Origin of the sequence: Microcystis sp. M090S1 (assembly GCF_020246295.1) — a bacterium.
Taxonomy (GTDB): Bacteria; Cyanobacteriota; Cyanobacteriia; order Cyanobacteriales; family Microcystaceae; genus Microcystis; species Microcystis aeruginosa.
This window is the reverse complement of record NZ_JADBTF010000241.1, coordinates 1-3,027: the sequence shown is the minus strand read 5'-3', so window position 1 is coordinate 3,027 and position 3,027 is coordinate 1. Positions and strand designations below refer to the sequence as shown.

General features: G+C 47.9%; 3 protein-coding genes. All 3 read left to right on the top strand.

Annotation, left to right across the window (positions count from 1 at the left end):
- Positions 1-413 precede the first annotated feature (413 nt).
- A complete protein-coding gene (psbU, locus tag IM477_RS10840) occupies positions 414-821 on the top strand; it encodes a photosystem II complex extrinsic protein PsbU (protein WP_002761160.1) in 408 nt (135 codons plus the stop codon).
- A gap of 191 nt (positions 822-1,012) precedes the next feature.
- The gene (nadB, locus tag IM477_RS10835; protein ID WP_287731695.1) at positions 1,013-2,680 is read left to right on the top strand and encodes an L-aspartate oxidase; all 1,668 of its coding nucleotides are present in this window, start codon (positions 1,013-1,015) and stop codon (positions 2,678-2,680) included.
- 200 nt (positions 2,681-2,880) lie between these two features.
- Positions 2,881-3,027, top strand: a 147-nt coding sequence (locus IM477_RS10830; RefSeq protein WP_287731696.1) for a helix-turn-helix domain-containing protein, incomplete at its 3' end; no start/stop codon positions are given.

The following is a 3,027-nucleotide window of genomic DNA, read 5'->3' as shown; positions in this document are numbered from 1 at the left end:
TCCCCGCTTGGGATTTACTTCGAGAAGCCCAAAATCGCTGAAACCCAGATATATCAAGGAAAATCATAAATCGAGGTTAACCCTTTGTCCCGTAATGGTTTGAGCCTTTTTTGCTGACCGAAAACGCCTAAGTCCCACTAACCAACTTGTTGTTTGTGATCAAACCCCAAAACCGCAAAACCCTAAAACCCCATCCCCCAATACCCAAAACCCTTCCCCTAGGGCGGCAAACTAGGTTAAGATCTGGTCTAATGGCATGATATAACTTTTTTAACTAGCTATCAGCGTTCAGCTAATAGGTAAGCTGCGGTGGTAAGTCCCAATTCCCCACCCTATGCCTAGTCGGAAAGCTGATGGCTTAACTTCTTGTCCTGATCGTTAATTTGCCTTGGTTTTAGGAGACCACAACTGCAATGAAGAATCTTGTTCGTCTGCTGGCGGTAATTGCCTTGATTATCGGGAGTTTTTGGGGCAAAGTTCCTGCTCAAGCTCTCAATCTCACCTCGATCGCCCTTCCCTCTCTTCCTGTGGCGGTCTTAAATGCGGCCGATGCCAAACTAACCACAGAATTTGGGGCGAAAATCGACCTCAATAACAGTGATATTCGCGATTTCCGGGACTTGAGAGGTTTCTATCCCAATTTAGCCGGTAAAATCATCAAAAACGCCCCCTACCAAGAAGTGGAAGATGTCCTCAATATCCCCGGACTCTCGGCCACTCAAAAAGAGCGTTTACAGGCTAATCTGGAGAAATTTACCGTTACTGAGCCTTCTAAAGAATTTATCGAGGGTGATGACCGTTTTAACCCCGGAGTTTACTAAATCCAGTTAATTGCGGTTTTAAAAAAATTCCAAGGTGAGCGATCGCTCACCTTTTTCAGTGGTCAGCTTCTGAAGGCAAGAGGCAAAAGAAAGAATCTGCCATGCTGATCTAAGGGAAGACTGGCGATTTTTGCCAGAGCTATAGAGAAATGGAATGCTAGAATGAATAGAATTTATCAATTCATCCCTCAATGGTCGTTTCCTCGCAACTGCCGAGTTATCAAGATGTTTTAGTGGTGGGATCGGGAGCGGCGGGATTGTATGCCGCGCTGTGTTTACCCCCTAACTTGAAGGTGGGTTTAATTACCAAAGAAGATTTAAAAACTGGGGCTAGTGATTGGGCGCAGGGAGGAATTGCGGCGGCCACGTCCCCGCAGGATTCCCCCGTTTTCCATTTAGAAGATACCCTGAAAGCTGGAGCAGGCTTATGCGATCGCTATGCCGTGCAGTTTTTAGTCGAGAAAGCCCCCCAAGCGATCGCTGATTTGCTGCGGTTAGGAGTTAGTTTTGATCGCTCTGGAGACGACTTAGCCCGCACTCTTGAGGCTGCCCACTCCCAGGCCAGGGTGCTGCACGCAGCCGATCGCACGGGGAGAGCGATCGTCAGTACCCTGATGGAAAAAGTGGTCGAACGCCCCAATATTACCATTATTCCCCAAGCGATCGCGCTGAAACTCTGGCTTGACCCGGAAGGGCAACGCTGTCAAGGTATTTGTTTACTCCATCAAGATCATCTCTGTTGGCTGCGAGCGCAAGCAGTCATTCTGGCTACGGGAGGCGGCGGTCAAGTCTACGCCCAAACCACTAATCCCGCCGTTAGCACGGGGGATGGAGTCGCCCTGGCTTGGCGTGCTGGGGCAGTGATTCGCGACCCGGAATTTTTTCAGTTTCACCCCACCGCTTTGACTGTGCCGGGGGCACCGCGGTTTTTAATTAGTGAAGCGGTGCGCGGCGAAGGAGCGCATTTAATTGATGACCGGGGGCGGCGTTTTGCCTTCGATTACCATCCGGCCGGAGAATTGGCCCCCCGGGATGTGGTGAGTCGGGCGATTTTTAGCCATTTGCAAAAAACCTCCGACGATCCCGCCCATGCCAAAGTATATCTAGATTTAAGACCAATCGAACCGGAGCGTCTGCGTTATCGTTTCCCCAATATTATCCGCATCTGTCAAAAATGGGGCATTAATGTGCTTGAGGATGTGATTCCGGTCGCCCCCGCCGCTCACTATTGGATGGGAGGAGTGGCCACAGATTTAAACGCCCGCACTTCTCTATCCGGTTTGTATGCGATCGGCGAAGCATCTAGTACAGGTGTTCATGGAGCCAATCGTTTAGCCAGTAATTCTCTCTTGGAATGTATTGTCTTTGCGGCAAATTTAGTTGAAATAGGTCTAGAGCCAGAAAACTTTCGTGGGGAAAGACCCGAAAAACCCTTAGAAATTGCGGAAAACTGGCAGGAAGAACAGGAAGACTGGCAAAAAGTACGGAGAGAATTACCGATTTTAATGTGGGAAAATGCGGGAATTTGCCGATTTCAAAATGAGTTAGAAATTGCTATCCTACGGGTGCAACAGTGGAAACAACAGTTACATTCCTTAAAGATAGGCCAATTTCTCCAGAATCTTCTCCCCGACAAAGGACAATTATTTTTGTGTCCCTCGGTGCAGTTAGAAATAAGAATAGCGATCGAGACATTAAATCTTCTAGACATCGCCGACTTAATTCTGGAAAGTGCCTTATTACGAGCAGAAAGCCGAGGCGGTCACTATCGGGGCGATTATCCAGAAACCGTAGCTAATTGGCAATTCCACACGACTATTCAAGGTCGAACATGGCGCAAAACGCCTGTGCAAGCTTAATTAAGCCAGTTTTTCACAGATAATCCCTAAGCTCTAAACAGTGGACTCTATCCTCGCTACTAGGAGCCGTACTATTCGTCCCACGCTCACCGAGGGCTTTTCCCAATCATCGAAAATTTGGGTCTGAAACCCCGTCGTTCTAGGTTGGCTTTACTGTTAAATATTAGCGCATTTACACGATATATGCTAGAATGTGAGATATGGAGAAAGCCTATTCGTTTCGATTTTACCCAACACCAGAACAAGAGTCGCTATTGCGGCGCACTTTGGGCTGTGTAAGATTAGTTTACAATAAAGCTCTCCACGAACGAACACAAGCTTGGTACGAAAAGCAAGAAAGAGTAGGC

Excerpts from the sequence above, each read along its gene's own strand:
- psbU (WP_002761160.1), top strand. The coding sequence starts at position 414 with ATGAAGAATCTTGTTCGTCTGCTGGCGGTAATTGCCTTGATTATCGGG.
- nadB (WP_287731695.1), top strand. The coding sequence starts at position 1,013 with ATGGTCGTTTCCTCGCAACTGCCGAGTTATCAAGATGTTTTAGTGGTG.